The 16,281-nt window shown below is 67.1% G+C and carries 24 protein-coding genes; 4 read left to right on the top strand and 20 right to left on the bottom strand.

Annotation, left to right across the window (positions count from 1 at the left end):
• Window positions 1-129 precede the first annotated feature (129 nt).
• Genes rplS through ffh form a run of 9 tightly spaced genes read right to left on the bottom strand, consistent with a single transcriptional unit; the run spans window position 130 to window position 5,001 of the window.
• Entirely contained in the window at window positions 130-519 is a 390-nt protein-coding gene (gene rplS / locus CMV14_RS02415; protein WP_066960331.1) for a 50S ribosomal protein L19, read from the bottom strand.
• 2 nt (window positions 520-521) lie between these two features.
• A complete protein-coding gene (trmD, locus tag CMV14_RS02410; RefSeq protein ID WP_066960327.1) occupies window positions 522-1,262 on the bottom strand; it encodes a tRNA (guanosine(37)-N1)-methyltransferase TrmD in 741 nt (246 codons plus the stop codon).
• A complete protein-coding gene (locus CMV14_RS02405) occupies window positions 1,259-1,573 on the bottom strand; it encodes a hypothetical protein (RefSeq protein WP_066960324.1) in 315 nt (104 codons plus the stop codon). The genes trmD and CMV14_RS02405 overlap by 4 nt, the downstream gene beginning before the upstream one ends.
• A complete protein-coding gene (locus tag CMV14_RS02400; protein ID WP_066960322.1) occupies window positions 1,573-1,947 on the bottom strand; it encodes a type II toxin-antitoxin system VapC family toxin in 375 nt (124 codons plus the stop codon). Before CMV14_RS02400 ends, CMV14_RS02405 begins: the two co-directional genes overlap by 1 nt.
• Window positions 1,948-2,223, bottom strand: a complete 276-nt coding sequence (locus CMV14_RS02395) for an AbrB/MazE/SpoVT family DNA-binding domain-containing protein (protein ID WP_066960321.1) — start codon at window positions 2,221-2,223, stop codon at window positions 1,948-1,950.
• Between the two features lie 47 nt (window positions 2,224-2,270).
• Window positions 2,271-2,549 (bottom strand): hypothetical protein, encoded by a 279-nt coding sequence (locus CMV14_RS02390; protein ID WP_066960320.1) that lies wholly within the window; start codon window positions 2,547-2,549, stop codon window positions 2,271-2,273.
• Window positions 2,546-3,019: a ribosome maturation factor RimM gene (rimM, locus tag CMV14_RS02385; protein ID WP_066960319.1), complete on the bottom strand. Its 474-nt coding sequence runs from the start codon at window positions 3,017-3,019 to the stop codon at window positions 2,546-2,548. The genes CMV14_RS02390 and rimM overlap by 4 nt, the downstream gene beginning before the upstream one ends.
• A gap of 8 nt (window positions 3,020-3,027) precedes the next feature.
• Complete coding sequence (rpsP, locus tag CMV14_RS02380) at window positions 3,028-3,522, bottom strand: 30S ribosomal protein S16 (protein ID WP_066960317.1); 495 nt, start codon at window positions 3,520-3,522, stop codon at window positions 3,028-3,030.
• Between the two features lie 36 nt (window positions 3,523-3,558).
• On the bottom strand, window positions 3,559-5,001 hold the full coding sequence (ffh, locus tag CMV14_RS02375; protein WP_066960314.1) for a signal recognition particle protein: 1,443 nt from the start codon (window positions 4,999-5,001) through the stop codon (window positions 3,559-3,561).
• Between the two features lie 274 nt (window positions 5,002-5,275).
• Here ffh and CMV14_RS26660 point away from each other — a divergent pair, with 274 nt between their 5' ends.
• Window positions 5,276-5,422 (top strand): hypothetical protein, encoded by a 147-nt coding sequence (locus CMV14_RS26660; RefSeq protein WP_176488971.1) that lies wholly within the window; start codon window positions 5,276-5,278, stop codon window positions 5,420-5,422.
• Here the strand turns inward: CMV14_RS26660 and rpoN are convergent.
• The 11 genes from rpoN to pspA all read right to left on the bottom strand — a co-directional run bounded on the left by rpoN (window position 5,419) and on the right by pspA (window position 12,425).
• On the bottom strand, window positions 5,419-6,954 hold the full coding sequence (gene rpoN, locus CMV14_RS02370) for an RNA polymerase factor sigma-54 (RefSeq protein WP_066960311.1): 1,536 nt from the start codon (window positions 6,952-6,954) through the stop codon (window positions 5,419-5,421). The genes CMV14_RS26660 and rpoN overlap by 4 nt on opposite strands.
• 185 nt (window positions 6,955-7,139) lie before the next feature.
• A complete protein-coding gene (gene lptB, locus CMV14_RS02365) occupies window positions 7,140-7,916 on the bottom strand; it encodes an LPS export ABC transporter ATP-binding protein (protein ID WP_066960308.1) in 777 nt (258 codons plus the stop codon).
• 226 nt (window positions 7,917-8,142) lie between these two features.
• Entirely contained in the window at window positions 8,143-8,667 is a 525-nt protein-coding gene (locus CMV14_RS02360; RefSeq protein ID WP_066960306.1) for an LptA/OstA family protein, read from the bottom strand.
• Window positions 8,667-9,335, bottom strand: coding sequence for an LPS export ABC transporter periplasmic protein LptC (lptC, locus tag CMV14_RS02355; RefSeq protein WP_066960304.1), 669 nt, complete (start codon window positions 9,333-9,335; stop codon window positions 8,667-8,669). The genes CMV14_RS02360 and lptC overlap by 1 nt, the downstream gene beginning before the upstream one ends.
• Window positions 9,336-9,404: 69 nt before the next feature.
• Window positions 9,405-10,022 (bottom strand): ribonuclease D, encoded by a 618-nt coding sequence (locus tag CMV14_RS02350; protein ID WP_066960447.1) that lies wholly within the window; start codon window positions 10,020-10,022, stop codon window positions 9,405-9,407.
• A 102-nt stretch (window positions 10,023-10,124) separates the two neighbouring features.
• Window positions 10,125-10,370: a hypothetical protein gene (locus tag CMV14_RS02345; protein ID WP_066960302.1), complete on the bottom strand. Its 246-nt coding sequence runs from the start codon at window positions 10,368-10,370 to the stop codon at window positions 10,125-10,127.
• A gap of 17 nt (window positions 10,371-10,387) precedes the next feature.
• A complete protein-coding gene (locus CMV14_RS02340; RefSeq protein WP_066960300.1) occupies window positions 10,388-10,645 on the bottom strand; it encodes an MreC domain-containing protein in 258 nt (85 codons plus the stop codon).
• A 22-nt stretch (window positions 10,646-10,667) separates the two neighbouring features.
• Window positions 10,668-10,925, bottom strand: coding sequence for a hypothetical protein (locus CMV14_RS02335; RefSeq protein WP_066960298.1), 258 nt, complete (start codon window positions 10,923-10,925; stop codon window positions 10,668-10,670).
• A gap of 138 nt (window positions 10,926-11,063) precedes the next feature.
• Window positions 11,064-11,447, bottom strand: a complete 384-nt coding sequence (gene pspC, locus CMV14_RS02330; RefSeq protein ID WP_066960296.1) for an envelope stress response membrane protein PspC — start codon at window positions 11,445-11,447, stop codon at window positions 11,064-11,066.
• A 36-nt stretch (window positions 11,448-11,483) separates the two neighbouring features.
• A complete protein-coding gene (gene pspB / locus CMV14_RS02325) occupies window positions 11,484-11,750 on the bottom strand; it encodes an envelope stress response membrane protein PspB (protein WP_066960294.1) in 267 nt (88 codons plus the stop codon).
• A 3-nt stretch (window positions 11,751-11,753) separates the two neighbouring features.
• Window positions 11,754-12,425 (bottom strand): phage shock protein PspA, encoded by a 672-nt coding sequence (gene pspA, locus CMV14_RS02320; RefSeq protein ID WP_066960293.1) that lies wholly within the window; start codon window positions 12,423-12,425, stop codon window positions 11,754-11,756.
• A 163-nt stretch (window positions 12,426-12,588) separates the two neighbouring features.
• Between pspA and pspF the strand changes: the two genes are divergently transcribed.
• From pspF to CMV14_RS02305, 3 genes are all read left to right on the top strand, one after another.
• The gene (pspF, locus tag CMV14_RS02315) at window positions 12,589-13,632 is read left to right on the top strand and encodes a phage shock protein operon transcriptional activator (protein WP_066960292.1); all 1,044 of its coding nucleotides are present in this window, start codon (window positions 12,589-12,591) and stop codon (window positions 13,630-13,632) included.
• Complete coding sequence (locus CMV14_RS02310) at window positions 13,629-14,474, top strand: glycosyltransferase family 25 protein (protein WP_066960290.1); 846 nt, start codon at window positions 13,629-13,631, stop codon at window positions 14,472-14,474. Before pspF ends, CMV14_RS02310 begins: the two co-directional genes overlap by 4 nt.
• Before the next feature lie 142 nt (window positions 14,475-14,616).
• A complete protein-coding gene (locus CMV14_RS02305) occupies window positions 14,617-16,260 on the top strand; it encodes a putative bifunctional diguanylate cyclase/phosphodiesterase (protein ID WP_066960287.1) in 1,644 nt (547 codons plus the stop codon).
• Window positions 16,261-16,281 lie beyond the last annotated feature (21 nt).

The following is a 16,281-nucleotide window of genomic DNA, read 5'->3' as shown; positions in this document are numbered from 1 at the left end:
ACCTCTTGCGGCCCCGGCCTCCGCCGGGGCGACGTGCCGTTTCTGTTGTATCGGTAGCGCTGGATAAGCAAACGGCCGGTCTCCCTGGGGAGCCGGCCGCCTGCGAGGTTTGCTATGGAGCGCCTGCGATCAGGCTTCCTGGGCCTCGGCGGCCGGCTTATGGTCGCGACGCTCCGCAATACGCGCGGATTTGCCGCGGCGGCCACGGAGGTAATAGAGCTTGGCGCGACGGACGACGCCCTTGCGGACGACCTCGATCGACTCGACGTTCGGCGAATAGAGTGGGAAGACGCGCTCGACGCCCTCGCCGAACGAAATCTTGCGGACGGTGAACGACGAACCCATGCCCTTGTTGGCGCGGGCGATGCAGACGCCCTCATAGGCCTGGACGCGGGTGCGCTCGCCTTCGACGACCTTCACGCCGACGCGCAGGGTGTCACCGGGGCGGAAGTCGGGAATCGACTTCGCTTCCTTGAACTTGGCAATCTGCTCGGCTTCGAGCTGCTGGATGAGGTTCATGCTCATCGCTCCTTCTTCTGTCGCCGCGCGCCAGAGGGAGACTGCACCCGAGCGCCCTCATGACGCTCCCAAAGGTCCGGCCTCCTTAGCCTTGTATCGGTCTCGGCCATGGCCTTTCGCCAAGCCTCGATCCTCGCATGATCCCCAGATCGCAGCACCTCGGGGATCGTGCGCCCTTCCCACTCAGCAGGTCGGGTATAATGCGGATATTCGAGAAGGCCGCTTTCGAAGCTCTCGTCATCCCCGCTATCGGGGGCGCCCATTACGCCGGGGAGCAGGCGAATGCAAGCATCGAGCAGGGTCAAAGCGCCCATTTCCCCGCCCGAAAGGATATAATCGCCGATCGAAACCGGTTCGATCGGCCGCGCCTCGAACAGCCGCTCGTCGATTCCCTCGAATCGGCCGCAGAGAATCGTGACGCCGGCGCCGGCCGCCAGTTCACGGACCCGCGCCTGGGTGAGCGGGCGTCCGCGCGGCGTCATCGCCAGCAGCGGCGCGTCGGGCCGCTTCTCCAGCGCATGATCGACCGCGCGCGCCAATATGTCGGCCCGCATCACCATCCCCGCCCCGCCGCCCGCCGGTGTGTCGTCGACCGAGCGGTGCCGGTCGATCGCGAAATCGCGAATCTGGACGGGATCGCAGGACCATTTCCCCTCCGCCAGCGCGCGCCCGGCGAGCGACGCGCCGAGCGGCCCGGGGAACATCTCCGGATAGAGGGTCAGGATGGTGGCGGCGAAGGTCATGGTTTTTCCGTGTGGCGAAGCCAAAGCGCGACGATGATTGCCCCGATCACGAACAGCGCGAATGCGATTACCAGCGTGATGACAGACATGGCCATCGCCATCCCGCACGCGTCGACCCCACATTTTTCGGACGGCGTCATGCTGGCCTCAACGATGATGAAAACGCATGCAACCGCGATGAGCAACGGGATGGGCGATGCGGCTATGTAGCTGATTCGCCTCGCAGTCCACTGGGGCCGCACCAGACGGAGGAGGTGGCCCAGGAAAGCCGGAATCGCCAGAGCCGCCAGAATAAGGAGTAACTCGATCATCAGATCGTCCAGTTCTCGACCTTCAGGCCGGGGATGTCGGCGAAGTCGCGCTCATTGTTTGTGATAAGAGTGAGGTCGAGCGTCAGTGCATGGGCGGCGAGCAGGCGATCGAAGCTGCCTCGCTTGAAAGGCAGGAGCGCATAAGCCCGGGCCGCAGCCTCATCGAATGGCAGGACCGGAAATATACGGATGAGCCGATCCAGCGCCGACGGAGACGGCTCCTTTCCGTTTGCGCTGCCGAGCGCGAGTTCGGCATAGACGATGGCCGAAAGGCCGACCTCGTCCTTGTCTAGCGCGCTGATCCTGTCCGCCAGCGCTTGATAGCCGCCGGCGAACAGGAAGATGCAACAATTGGTATCGATGAGGTAGCGCACTCAGCTTTCGTTCGGCCGGTCGAGCAGATGCCAGGGCCGCGGCGGATCATCGAACTGACGTTCTTCGGGGGTTCGCGGCTTGAGGCCGGGGATCGTTCCGTAGATGCCGGTCAGATCGATCTTCTTCGGCTTCTCATCCGCCGGCTTGAAGCTGAACTCGCCCCGCTCTTCGCGGACGATCACCTCGGTGCCTTCTTTCAGGCCAAGCGCCTTCGGGAGGCGCAACGCCACCGAATTGCCCGACTTGAAAACCTTGGCGCGATATTCCTCGCTCATGACCGGCTCCGTATATACAGCATGTATATACTTTATACGCCCAGCTATTACAACAGCCGCCGCGCGATCATGTCGGTGCAGATGGCGAGCAGGGTGCCCGCAACCAGCAGCATGCCGAGCATCACGCCCCAGCCGCCGATCGCGAAGGCATCCCCGGTCGTCAGCAGCGCCGCGAACAGGGCGACCGGCGGCACGACAACCTGCGCCGCCGCCGAAGCGAGGCGGGCGCGCGGGGGCAGGCCCTTCTTCATCGTGCGGACGACACCATAGGCGACGATCACCAGATAGATGGAGCCGATCAGCAGGAAGATGGCGGCGGCATTCATTCGACGAACTCCGGATCGATCAGCAGCCGGTCAGGCTCGATCGTCACCGCCTTGGCGATGGGGACCATGAAGCGCTTGCCGTCGGGCTTCTCGATCTCGAGCACGTCGCCCGCGCCGAAATCCTCGACCAGCACGGCCCGGCCGATCGCATCGGCACCGACCAGGCAGGGCAGGCCGATCAGGTCGATATGATAATATTCGCCCTCTTCGAGCGGCGGCAGCGCCGAACGCGGCACGGTTAGCTCGGTGCCGCGCAGCGCCTCGGCGGCGTTGCGGTCGGCGATCTCGGCGAAACGGGCAACCGCCCCGTTCGAGCCGGGGCGGATCGTCTTGAGGGTGAAGGTCCGTCCGCCGCCCTGGAGCGACGGATAGGGCTTCAGGTCCTCGCTGAACAATTTCAGGCGGACCTCGCCCGTCACGCCATGCGCGCCGATGATGACGGCCAGCGTGACGGTGCGATTATCGGTCATGCCGGGGCTCAGCCCTGGGCTTCTTCCTCGGCGGCCGGAGCTTCCTCGGCAGCGGCTTCCTCGGCGGGCGCCTCGGCGGCGGCTTCCTCGGCCGGGGCCTCGGCGGTCACTTCCTCCTCGGCGGGTGCCGGGGCGGCAGCGGCCTCGGCGGCAGCCTCGTTGGCGGCGTCGATCTTGGCCTGACGCTCCTCGGCGCGCTCCTTGGCCTTCTCGCCCGGCTCGGCCTTCTTCGGGTTGTTGCGGGCGGCGCGCTCCTGGACGCCGGCGGCGTCGAGGAAGCGGGCGACGCGGTCGGTCGGCTGCGCGCCCACCGACAGCCAGTGCTTGGCGCGCTCGGTATCGAGCACGACGCGCTTGGGATCGTCCTTGGCGAGCAGCGGGTTATAGGCACCGATCTTCTCGATGAAGGCGCCATCGCGCGGGCTGCGCGAATTGGCGACGACGATGCGATAATAAGGACGCTTCTTGGCGCCGCCACGGGCGAGACGGATTGCAACGGACATGGTAATTCCTTTCTGGGTATTCGGATCGGTATAAAATCAGCGTTTCTTCAGGAAATTCTGGAAGCCGGGGGGCAGCCCCTGCGGGTTGGAGGGGAGGCCCGGAAGCCCGCTTCCGCCCGGCATCGGGGGCAGGCCACCGCCGCCGCCGCCGAGCAGGCCGGCGAGGCCCTTGAGCCCGCCCATCTTTTTCATCTTCTTCATCACGGTGCCCATCTCCTGATGCATCTTCAGGAGCTTGTTGACGTCCTGCACCGTGGTGCCGGAGCCCTTGGCGATCCGGATCTTGCGCTTGGCGTTGATAAGCTCGGGCTTGCCGCGCTCCTTGGGCGTCATTGACCCGATGATCGCGTCCATGCGCACCAGCACCTTGTCGTCGGCGGCGCCGGACGCCATCGCCTGCTTCACCTGCTTGATGCCGGGCAGCATCGAGGCAAGGCCCGACAGGCCGCCCATCCGCTTCATCTGGTTCAGCTGGTTCCTGAGGTCGTTCATGTCGAACAGACCCTTGGCCATGCGCGCGGCAAGCGCCTCGGCCTCCTCGACCTTGATCGTCTCGGCGGCCTTCTCGACGAGGCTGACGACGTCGCCCATGCCGAGGATGCGGCCGGCGACCCGGCTCGGCTGGAACAGCTCGATCCCGTCCAGCTTCTCGCCGGTGCCGACGAACTTGATCGGCTTGCCGGTGACGGCGCGCATCGACAGGGCGGCACCGCCGCGCGCGTCGCCGTCCATCCGGGTCAGCACCACGCCGCTCAGCGCCACCTGTTCGGAGAAGCTCTTGGCGACGTTGACCGCGTCCTGGCCGGTCAGCGCGTCGACGACAAGCAGGATCTCATCGGGCTCGGAAACCGAGGCGACCGCCTTCATCTCGTCCATCAACGCCTGATCGACATGGAGACGGCCGGCGGTGTCGAGCATCAGCACGTCGAAGCCCTGCAGCTTCGCGGCCTGGAGCGCGCGCCGGGCGATGTCGACCGGCTGCTGGCCGGGGACGATCGGCAGGGTCGCGACCGAGGCCTGGGCGCCGAGGGTGGCGAGCTGTTCCTGCGCGGCCGGGCGATTGACGTCGAGCGACGCCATCATGACCTTCTTGCGACCCTTCTCGGTCAGGCGCTTGGCGATCTTGGCGGTGGTGGTGGTCTTGCCCGAGCCCTGCAGGCCGACCATCATCACGATCGCGGGCGGCGTGACCTCCAGCTCGAGGTCCGACGCCTCGGCGCCGAGCGTGTCGACCAGCGCGTCATGGACGATCTTGACGACCTGCTGGCCCGGCGTGACCGAGCGCAGGACATTCTGGCCGACAGCCTGCTCGGTGACCTTCTCGACGAAGGTGCGGACGACGGGCAGCGCGACATCGGCCTCGAGCAGCGCGATGCGGACTTCGCGCATCGCCTCGCGCACGTCCGATTCGTTCAGCGCGCCACGGCCACGCAGGCGGTCGAAGACCCCTCCCAGCCTTTCGCTCAGACTCTCGAACATGCGTTCACTCCAGGTGCGCCGAAGCGCCGAAAATCCCGTCTTCCAGGTGCAAAACGCAAAACGCGCCGGCGGGCGAAACCTCGCCGGCCAGCGTGCGTCCGTGGACGCGCCCAATGCTGTTTTGTCTGCAAGACGAGCGCGCCTCTACGCGCGGACGGCGGAAAAGGCAAGGAAAAGGGCGGCCATGATCCCACCGGGTCGATGGAGGCGGCACGGGGCGAACCTTCCGCCCCGCCATGCGTTGCAGCCCCATCGTTACGCAGGGAACATCACGATGAAACTCTATTGGGCGATCGGGGCGGCGTTGCTGGTGGCGGGACCGATCATGGCGCTGCCGAGCGGGCGCGCGGCCGATCCGGCGCCGCAGACCCATCATGTCGTCGTCGATCTCGGCAAGGTAAAGGCCGCGCTGGACCGCTAAGCCGCCTTCATCGCGCGCTGCCGGCGGCGCTGCACCGAGGACCCCAGGCCGATCGCCTCGCGATATTTGGCGACCGTCCGCCGCGCCAGATCGAAGCCCTTCTCCTTGAGCAGCTCGACCAGCTTGTCGTCGGAGAGGATATCGTCGCCCTCGGCGGCGATCAGCTTGGCGATCTGGCTCTTGACCGCCTCGGCCGAGACCGCGTCGCCGCCATCGGCCGCCGCGACGCCGCTGGTGAAGAAATATTTGAGCTCGTGCAGGCCGCGCTCGCACATCAGATATTTGTTCGACGTGACCCGGCTGATCGTCGATTCGTGCATGCCGATCGCATCGGCCACCGCTTTCAGGGTGAGCGGGCGGAGATGCTCGACCCCGTGAAGGAAGAAGGCCTCCTGCTGCTTGACGATCTCGCGCGCCACCTTGACGATCGTCCGCGCGCGCTGGTCGAGCGCCTTGACCAGCCAGTTGGCCGAGGCGAGGCATTCGCTCAGCCAGGCCTTGCTGCCCTTGTCCTGCGGCCCGCTCGACAATTCGCTATAATAGCTGCGGTTGACGATCAGCCGCGGCAGGGTGGCGTTGTTCAGCTCGACCGCCCAGCCATTGGCGGTGCGGTGGACGAAGATGTCGGGGGTGACGGGCGCCGCCGGCTCGCCGCCGAAGCGCAGGCCGGGCTTCGGATCATAATCGCGCAGCTCGCGGATCATGTCCGCCATGTCCTCCTCGTCGACACCGCACAGGCGGCGCAGCTGGGGGATGGCGCCGCGCGCGAGCAGGTCGAGATTGTCGATCAGCTTCGCCATCGCCGGATCGTAGCGGTCCGCCTCCCGCGCCTGGATCGCGATGCATTCGGCGAGGGTGCGGGCGCCCACCCCGCTGGGATCGAGCGTCTGGATGACCGACAGGATGCGTTCCACATGGAACAGCGGCACATCGAGTAACTGGGCGATCTCCAGGGTCTGGCCCTCGAAATAGCCGGCCTCGTCGATCAGGTCGATGATCCGGGCGGCGATCGCCATTTCATGGCCCGACAGCAGCTCGCCCGCCTGTGCGGTGAGATGATCGTGGAGCGAGAGGGTGGCGGTCGCATATTCGTCCAGATCGGGCCGTTCCTCCGATCCGCCGCCACTTCCCACGCCGTCCAGCCCGGGCCCTTCCGGGCCCCGCGCGCTGTCGGCCGCGCTGTCATGGTGGAAGGTCTCGGCATCGTAATCGGCGTCGAGCGGCGCATCGGCCGCCGCGTCGCCGGCCTCGATCAGCCGGTCGGCGGTGGGGCCGTCCCACTCCTCGTCATCGCCGCCGAAGCCATCGGCCGAGAAACCATCGTCGTCATGGCCTTCGTCGGGCGTGTCGCCGGGCTCGCGCTCGGCCGCTTCCCCGCCGCCGTCGAGCAGCGGGTTCTTCTCGATCTCCTCGGCGATGAACGCCTCGACCTCGAGATTGGAGAGCGCCAGCAGCTTGATCGCCTGCTGGAGCTGCGGCGTCATCACCAGCGACTGGCTTTGCCGAAGATCGAGGCGGGGGCCTAATGCCATGGCGCTACCTGTTGCCCTGGCGCCGCTGATCAACCCACATCGTCATGCTGAACTTGTTTCAGCATCCACCGTGCCACGGGCGTGGACCGTCAGGATGATGGGTGGATGCTGAAACAAGTTCAGCATGACGGCAATAGCGTGCCGATGCGGTGCGTGTGATCCCGATGTGGCTTGCTGCGCCATCGTCAGAGCGAGAAGCCCTCGCCCAGGTAGAGGCGGCGCACATTGGGATCGGCGACTAGCGCCGCCGGGCTGCCCTGGAACAGCACCTTGCCATCATAGATGATGCAGGCGCGATCGACGATATCGAGCGTCTCGCGGACATTATGGTCGGTGATCAGCACGCCGATGTCGCGGCTCTTGAGATCGCGCACCAGCTCGCGGATGTCGGCGATGGAGATCGGATCGATGCCGGCGAAGGGCTCGTCGAGCAGCATGATCGACGGATCGGCGGCCAGTGCGCGGGCAATCTCGCAGCGCCGCCGCTCGCCGCCCGACAGCGCCATCGCTGCCGAATCGCGCAGATGGGTCAGGTGGAATTCGGCCAGCAGCCCGTCGAGCCGCTCGGCGCGCACCGCCTTGTCGGGCTCGATCAGTTCGAGCACCGCCGAGATGTTCTGCGCAACGGTGAGGCCGCGGAAGATCGAGGTTTCCTGCGGCAGATAGCCGAGGCCGAGGATCGCGCGGCGGTACATCGGCAGGGTGGTGATGTCGTCGCCGTCGAGCAGGATGCGGCCCGCATCGGGGCGAACCAGGCCCATCACCGAATAGAAGCAGGTCGTCTTGCCCGCGCCATTGGGGCCGAGCAGCCCGACCACCTCGCCGCGCGCGACATCGAGCGAGATGTCGGTCAGCACCTGCCGCTTGTCGTAGGTCTTGGCGATCGAGACGACCGAAAGCCCGCGCACCACCCCGGTCCCGTCAGGGCCGGCCGGGCGTTCGATCGTGGCGGTATCGTTCATGCGTGGTCGTCCCGAGGGCGTGTTCTTGATGGAAGGATTTAGCGAAGCCCGCGCCCGATGAAAACTGGCAAGCTTCGTGCATGCCGATTTCGAAGACGGCAAGTTGCTTAAATGAGACGCTGTGCCAGCCGCCGCCCCGGCGGAGGCCGGGGCCGCGAGAGTTTGCCATCCCGCTATCACAGGAACCGGTTACGGCCCCGGCCTCCGCCGGGGCGGCGCGCTGGAGTCAGTTCTTGCCCGCCGGGCGCGGCGGGGGCGTGAAGCGACCGGTCACGCGGCCGCCGGTGCCGCCGCCGTTGAGGCTGGCCTGGCCGCTGTTCATGTTGAGCACCAGCCGGTTGCCACGGGTTTCGCCCTTGCCGGCGCGGCTGATCACGACATTGCCGATCATCGTGACGAGCCGGGTGCGCAGATCATAGATGGCGTAGGAGGAGCGCGCCGTCTCGGTCGCGGTGGTCAGCACCACCCCGCCCGAGGCGTCCATCCGGTTGACCTGGGTCTGGCCGCCGCCCGAATAGGCGATGGTGACCCGCGCCGCGCGCAGCCGCATGTCGCCCTGGGTCACGTCGACATTGCCGGTCAGCACCGCGCGGTCGGCGCGGTCCTGCAGCTCGATCCGGTCGGCGGCGAAATCCACCGGGGCGTTCGAATCATGGTTTTTCAGCGAATTCACGGTCTGCGCCGCCACCGGGCCGATGGCGCCGGTCATGGCCACAGCCAGCATCAACGCCGCCAGCCGAACACGCCTCATCAACCGATCCTCCGACTCTGCTTCGGTGCCGCTCTGGCCTGCCGCTGATCGATATGCAAGCGGGCACGGCCCTCCAGCACCACCACCCGGCTGTTGAGATCGGCCGTGAAGCGATCGCCCGAGAAGCGGCCGATGTTCATCCGCCCGTCGACCGGACCCTGGCTGGCCACCTGGCGGGTCTTGAGGTCGATGCCGACGTCGCGGGTCTCGATATTGTAGCCGTCGGCCGATCGGAAGCGTACCGGGCCGTCGATCGCCACCTTCTCGCTGTCCATGTCGTAGCGGCCATGGCCGGCGACGATCTTCGCCGGCCCCTCGGGCAGCTGGATCTCCGCGGCGAGGGTCTGGAGCCGCACAACCGGATCGCGCGAGCTGACCTGGACCGCCGATCCGGCGGTGAGCTGGAAGGGCTGGCCCTTCGAATCCTGGCCGCGATAGGTGGCGGTACTGACCCGCATCCGTTCGCGCGCCACCTCGACCCGGTCCTTGGAGAGCACGAAGCTGATGTCGCGCCCGACCGTCAGCGGCGCCAGCGCGAGCAGCACGACGAGCACACCGATCGCCGCCGGCAGCACGATCCGCAGGATCGCGATGACCCGGTCATGGCTGCTGCCGCTCGCGGCCCAGAGCTGGCGTTGGCTGCGCGCGCGATCGGCGAGTTCGGACATTCAGGAACCTCTACATACCCGCGTCCATGGATTCCCGCTTTCGCGGGAATGACGCAAGTGGGTCATGCATCACACATGCGCGAAGATGTCGATCTCCGGCCAGCCGGCGAGGTCGAGCTCGGCACGGGCGGGGAGGAAGTCGAAACAGGCCTGGGCCAGAGCAGTGCGCCCCTCGCGGGCCAGCCGCTCGTCGAGGATGGCGCGCATCGCGTGCAGGTAGCGCACGTCGGAGGCGGCATATTCCTTTTGCGCCTCGCTCAGGTCGGCGGCGCCCCAGTCGGACGACTGCTGCTGCTTCGACACCTCCTGGCCGAGCAGCTCGCGGACCAGCTCCTTCAGGCCGTGACGATCGGTATAGGTGCGGATCAGCCGCGACGCGGTCTTGGTGCAATAGACCGGGGCGGCGTTCACCCCGATATAATGCTTGATCGCGGCAAGGTCGAAGCGCGCGAAATGATAGAGCTTCAGACGGTTCGGATCGGCCAGCACCGCGCGCAGATTCGGGCAGGCATAGTCGCTGCCCGGCATGAAGCGGACGAGATGTTCGTCGCCGCCGCCGTCCGAGATCTGGACGAGGCAGAGCCGGTCGCGCGGGGTGATCAGCCCCATCGTCTCGGTATCGACCGCGACCGGGCCCGGGCCGAGCGCGCCCTCGGGCAGGTCTTCCTGATGCAAATAGACTGTCATCGCGCCGCCATAAGGCGCGGAAGGAGGCATCGCAACCCAAAGCCCCTCATGATCGGGGCCCGGCCGCCCGGCGGGGGCGGGCGCGAACGGCGGTTTCGGCGATCAGAGATCCACGCCGGCGGCGATCGCCTCCAGCTTGCGGACCCGCTCCTTCAGGTCGGCGAGTTCGATGCGCGCGGCCGGCGACGGCGATGCGGCCGGCTCGACCGGGGCGCCGCCACGGCGTTCGAACTTCATCCGTTCGAGCTCCAGCCAGCCGCGCCAGCCGCTCAGCGCGGCCCAGGCGAGCACGCACAGCCCGATCAGCGCGGCGCCGCTCATCGTCAACAAAGTGGTGGGATCGGTCATCGTCCTGTTCCCTCGTTTCAATCGCGGTTGCGAAGCGCCTCGATCTCGCGATCGAGCGACAGGCCGCGGTCATTCTCGGTGGCGATCCGCTCGAGCACCGCGACCCGCTCCTTGAGCGTGCGCAGTTCCTCTCGGAGCCGCTGGTTCTCGGCATCGTCCTGCGGGCGGACATAATCCTCGCCCTTGTTGCGGCGGACGACGCCATATTTGGCGCGGAAGATGCTCGCGATCGCGGTGATCGCGACGATCAGCACCACCATTTCGAACGGGTTCATCGTTGATTCTCCGTAGCGCGATTCAGTTGAGCGGCTTGTCGCGCAGGCCGTCTATCTGGTCGGCGAGAACCGCCGAACGGTCGGTAATGATGCGTTCGAGCACCGCGACCCGCTGTTCCAGCCGCTCGGTCTTGGCCACATATTGGGCGGCCTTCTCGGCGGCTTCGGAGGAAATCGCCCCGATCTGCTTCTCCTTGAAGCGGAGCCAGTCGGTGACGACCCAGCCGAGGATGGCGAGGATCGGAATGCTCAGCGCAAGGAAGGCGAAGACCACGTTCATCGTTCAGACCCCTAAACTGCGAGCCGATGACTGTTTACAGACATGTTTGTCGTATTTTTCGACAAACGACATGGCCGTTTCGACGAAAATCCGAAAACTCGTAATATTATGTCGCGTAGGCCTTGACGTCTGAAATATTCAGCGAAGCGCGTCGATTTCGCGGGCGAGCGACGAGTTGTGGCTGGTCACATGCGCCTCGATGTCGGCGATCCGGCGATCGATGTCGCGGAACTTGGCGCGGACGTCGCGGACCGAAGTACCGGGGCGGGCACGGACCGTCTGCCAGAATTTCTCGTCCTCGCGGCTGGTCTCGTAGAATTCGCCGGGCTTGTCGCTGGCCAGCCAGTTGACCATCAGATAGGCCACGACCGTCCAGGGAAAACCGCCGATCAGGGTGAGCAGCACGGTGCCGACCCGGACCAGGGTGACGTCGACGCCGGTATAGTCGGCGATCCCGGCACAGACGCCCAGCCATTTGCGGTTGCGCTTGTCGAGATAGAATTTCGTGCGGCGGGCGGACATTGCAAACTCCTTCCTGTTGTGGGGCGGCCTGCGACCTCAGTTGTCGCGGCGCCACTCTTCATCACGGGTGCGGTCGGCGGTGCGGGGGCGCCAGGCGGGATCCTGGGTATCGAGGATCCGTTCCAGCGTCCCCAGCCGCTCATCGAGCCGGCGCGCCAGGACGTGCATCTCGTCGAGCAGATTCTCGTCCTCGACGGTCAGGCTGCCGTTCTTCTTCCACTGGGTGACATAGTGGAAGATGATCCAGGGCAGACCCAGGAAGAGGATGCCGACGACGACGATCGGGACGAGCGTATCTTCCATCTATCAGGCTCCCTTGCCCTGGGTCCTGGCCTTCAGCGCGGCCAGTTCGGCATCGACCTTGTCCGACGAGCGCAGTTCGGCGATCTCCTCGTCGAGCGTCTTGGGCGCGGCGCCCATGCCCGCCGCCTCGGCGCGGCCCTCGGCATAGTCGACCCGGCGCTCGAGCACCTCGAAGCGCGAGAAGGCCTCGTCGACCTTGGCGCCGGCATACATCTCCCGCATCCGGGCGCGGTTGTTGGCCGATTCCAGACGGGTGACGATGCTGTTCTGGCGGGCGCGCGCCTCGCGCAGCTTGCCCTGCAGCTTGGCGATGTCGGCCTCGGACGCCTTCAGCGACTCGTCGAGCAGCGCGATCTCGTCCTGCAGCTGCTCGCCCAGATCGGCGGCCTTCTGCTTTTCGACCAGCGCGGCCTTGGCCAGGTCCTCGCGGTCCTTCGACAGCGCCAGTTCCGCCTTCTCCAGCCAGTTGGCCTGGACCGTCTCCAGCTTGGTGATCTGGCGGCGCAGTTCCTTCTGGTCGGCGATGGTGCGGGCGGCCGAAGCGCGGACCTCGACCAGCGTCTCCTCCATCTCGAGGATGATCATGCGGATCATCTTCGCCGGGTCTTCCGCCTTGTCGAGCAGGTCGGTGACATTGGCGGCGATGATGTCTCTTGTGCGGGAGAAGATTCCCATCGGTCAGGCTCCTTGTAACGCTCGATACGGCAATTGCTGATCATCTCAGCAGGAAGTGTGCCAATTTCCAATTCCACGATTTTCCGGGGCTTTCGACCGCTGCGGATGTACTCGGCGCATTTTGTCATTGCCAAGACTTGGGAAAATACGCCAACTATCCGCCATGGAGCGCGAAGCCCAGTTCATCGGCCAGTCCTACGCCTTCCTCGACTCGGTCGAGCGGGCGAGCCGGGCGGCCGCGCTCAACCGCCCCGTGCTGGTGATCGGCGAGCGCGGCACCGGCAAGGAACTGGTCGCCGAGCGGCTCCATCGCCTGTCGCAGCGCTGGGACGGGCCGCTCGTCACCATGAACTGCGCCGCGCTGCCCGAGACGCTGATCGAGGCCGAGCTGTTCGGCCATGAGGCGGGCGCGTTCACCGGCGCCACCAAGGCGCGCCAGGGCCGCTTCGAGGAAGCCGATGGCGGCACGCTGTTCCTCGACGAGTTGGCCACCCTGTCGATGGGCGCGCAGGAGCGGCTGCTCCGCGCGGTCGAATATGGCGAGGTCACCCGGATCGGCGCGTCGCGCCCGGTGCGGGTCGATGTCCGCATCGTCGCGGCGACCAACGAGCATCTTCCCCATCTGGTCGACAAGGGCCGCTTCCGCGCCGACCTGCTCGACCGGCTGTGCTTCGAGGTCATCACCCTGCCGCCGCTGCGCGTGCGCGAGGGCGACATACCTGTGCTGGCCGATCATTTCGGCCGGCGCATGGCCGCCGAACTTGGCTGGCCCTACTGGCCCGGATTCGGGGCCGAGGCCGCACGGCAGCTTGCCGCCCATCCCTGGCCCGGCAATGTCCGCGAGCTGCGCAACGTCGTCGAGCGCGCGGTCTATCGCTGGGAGGACCCCGAGACCCCGGTGGATGCGATCCAGTTCGATCCGTTCGACAGCCCCTGGCGGCCCGCCGCCGCATCGACCCTGCGGGCGGCCGAGGAGACGGCGGCGCTCCCTGCGCGGATCGAGCCGGTGGCGCCCCCGACTGCCACCACCAATCTCGACTGCGACGATTTCCGCGCGGCGGTGCTGGCCCATGAGAAGGCGCTGCTCGAAGCCGCGCTGAAGCGCTGCCGCTTCAACCAGCGCGCCACCGCGCTGGCCCTGAAGCTCAGCTATGATCAGCTGCGCCACGCGCTGCGCCGCCACGACCTGCTCGACCGGCAGGCATGACGCCGGCCGAACGGCTGTTCCGGAGTTTCGACCGGGTCTACGTCCTCAATCTGCCCGACCGCGCCGACCGCCGCGCCGAGATGGCGGGCGAGCTGGCGCGGATCGGCACCGGCTATGGCGACCCGCGCGTGCGGCTGTTTCCCGCGATCCGCCCCGACGATCCGGGCGGCTTCCCCAGCATCGGCGCACGGGGCTGCTTCCTCAGCCATCTCGCCATGCTGCGCGAGGCGCGCGACGAGGGGTTAGGACGCATCCTGATCCTGGAGGATGATTGCGATTTCGCCCGGGGGTTCGAGGCAGGGTTGCCGGCGGTGTTGGACAGGCTGGATGCCAGTAGCTGGGACATCTTCTACGGCGGTTACGAGCTGAGTTCCTCCCCGGGACGGGGAGGGGGACCGGCTAAGCCGGTGGAGGTGGGCAGTCTCCGCTGGTCCCCTGAAGTCGCGCGCGCTTCGTTCCCCCTCCCCCATCCTGCGGATGGTCCCCCTCCCCGTCCCGGGGAGGAACGTCTGTTGCGCGCCGGCCCCGATCTCGTGATCCGCACCACCCATTGCATCGGCTTCGGCCGCGCCGCGATCGAGGGGCTGGTGCCCTATCTGGAGGCGATGCTCGATCGTGCGCCACGCAGCGCCGAGGGCGGGCCGATGCATGTCGACGGCGCCTATGGCTGGTTCCGGGCCTCCCGCCCTGATCTCGTCTGCTGGCTGGCGGCACCGCGGCTTGCGCACCAGCGCCCGTCGCGCACCGATATCGCCCCGCCCGGCCCGCTCGACCGGCTTCCCGCCCCGCTCCGGCGGCCGCTGCGCGCGCTGCGCCGCGCCCTGATTCGGCGGCTGGCCTGATTCCGTAACGAAAGTCTGTCCGTTTTGGACCAGAACCGGACCAATTTCTTTTAGCCGAAATCGATTGCGGCACCTGCCCCGTTAAAGGCTTGGAAACCGCATCCTTCCTAGGATCGGGCTTCTGCGTAATCCGGAGTAGGCGATGCGAGGCAAGACGATCAGGGAGGGCACCTCCGCGCGCCCCCCGAAAGATCGGCGTGACCTGCTCACCGCCGGAGTCACGTTGGCCGCCGTCGTGCTGGTCGTCGCCTCGGGCTTTACCGTGGCGGGATCGCTGCTCCGCTCCTTCCGCGGCGAATTGTCGGTCAACGACAATCTGATGATCTCGGTGCTGCTGCTCAACGTCGCGCTCAGCCTGCTCGGCTGGCGGCGCTACCGCGCCCTGAAGGGCGAGGTGGCCCTGCGCCGCGCCGCCGAGGCGAAGGCGAGCGAGCTGGCGACCAGCGATCCGCTGACCGGCCTGCTCAACCGCCGCGCGCTGGCCGAGGGCGGCACCCGGCTGATCGAGCGCGCGCTGGGCCGCGACAAATCGGTCGCGATGCTGATGATCGACCTCGACCATTTCAAGTCGGTCAACGACCTGCACGGCCATCTCGCCGGCGATCAGCTGCTCCGCGCCGCCTCCGACGCGATCGTCGCGCCGCTGCCCGCCGATGCGCTGGCGGCCCGGCTGGGCGGCGACGAGTTCGCCTGCGCGGTGCTGTTCGATCCGTCGCAGCCGATGGCGATCGACCGCATCGCCGACGACATATTGGCGCGGATGGCCCAGCCGTTCCTGATCGGCGGGGTGGAGGCGCGGATCGGCGCATCGATGGGCATCGCCCGCACCGAGCCCGGCTGCCGCACCGTCGATACGCTGATGCGCCGCTCGGACATCGCCCTCTATGCCGCCAAGCGCGCGGGGCGGAACCAGCGCGCCTGGTTCGACGCCAGCATGGAGCGCGAGCTGGAGCTGAGGAACGAGATCGAGCTGGGCCTGCGCGCGGGCATTCCCGCCGGCCAGATCGTCCCCTGGTTCGAACCACAGGTCGACCTTGCCACCGGCGCGCTGATCGGCTTCGAGCTGCTGGCCCGCTGGGAACATCCCGAGCTGGGCATATTGGAGCCGTCGCTGTTCATCCCGATCGCCGAGGAATCGGGCCTGATCGGCGAGCTTTCGATGTCGGTGATGCGCGCCGGCATAGAGGAAGCGCGCCATTGGGACCCGTCGCTGCGCCTCGGCGTCAACATCAGCCCGTCGCAGATGCGCGACTCCTGGCTGGCGCAGAAGATCGTCAAGCTGCTGTCCGAGCGCGGCTTCCCCGCCGAGCGGCTGGAAGTCGAGATCACCGAGGCGGCGCTGTTCGAGAATCTCGGCTTCGCCTCCGCGATCGTCGGCAGCCTGCGCAACCAGGGCGTCCGCGTGGTGCTCGACGATTTCGGCACGGGCTATTCCAGCCTCACCCATCTGCGCGCGCTGCCGCTCGACCGGATCAAGATCGACCGCAGCTTCGTGCTGCGCATGGCGGAGGATGCCGACGCGGCCGCGCTGGTCCGCATGATCGTCTCGCTCGCGCAGAGCCTGGGCGTGCCGGCGATGGCCGAGGGCGTCGAGAATGCCGAGATCGCGACGATGCTGGGCTCGATCGCATGCCCGACCGCGCAGGGCTGGCATTTCGGCCGCCCCGCCCCCGCCCGCGCAACCCGCGCGCTGCTCGCCGAACGCGGCCTGCTCAACGCGGCCAGCCCCAGCGCCAAGGCCGGCGCGCTGACGATGCGCCAGGCGGCACGGCGCAAGCGGGCGTGACTCGAGCGATTTCTAGGCAGA

This window comes from Rhizorhabdus dicambivorans (genome assembly GCF_002355275.1).
Classification (GTDB): Bacteria; Pseudomonadota; Alphaproteobacteria; order Sphingomonadales; family Sphingomonadaceae; genus Rhizorhabdus; species Rhizorhabdus dicambivorans.
Note: the sequence above shows the minus strand (reverse complement) of the source record. Positions and strands in the feature narration are given on the sequence as shown.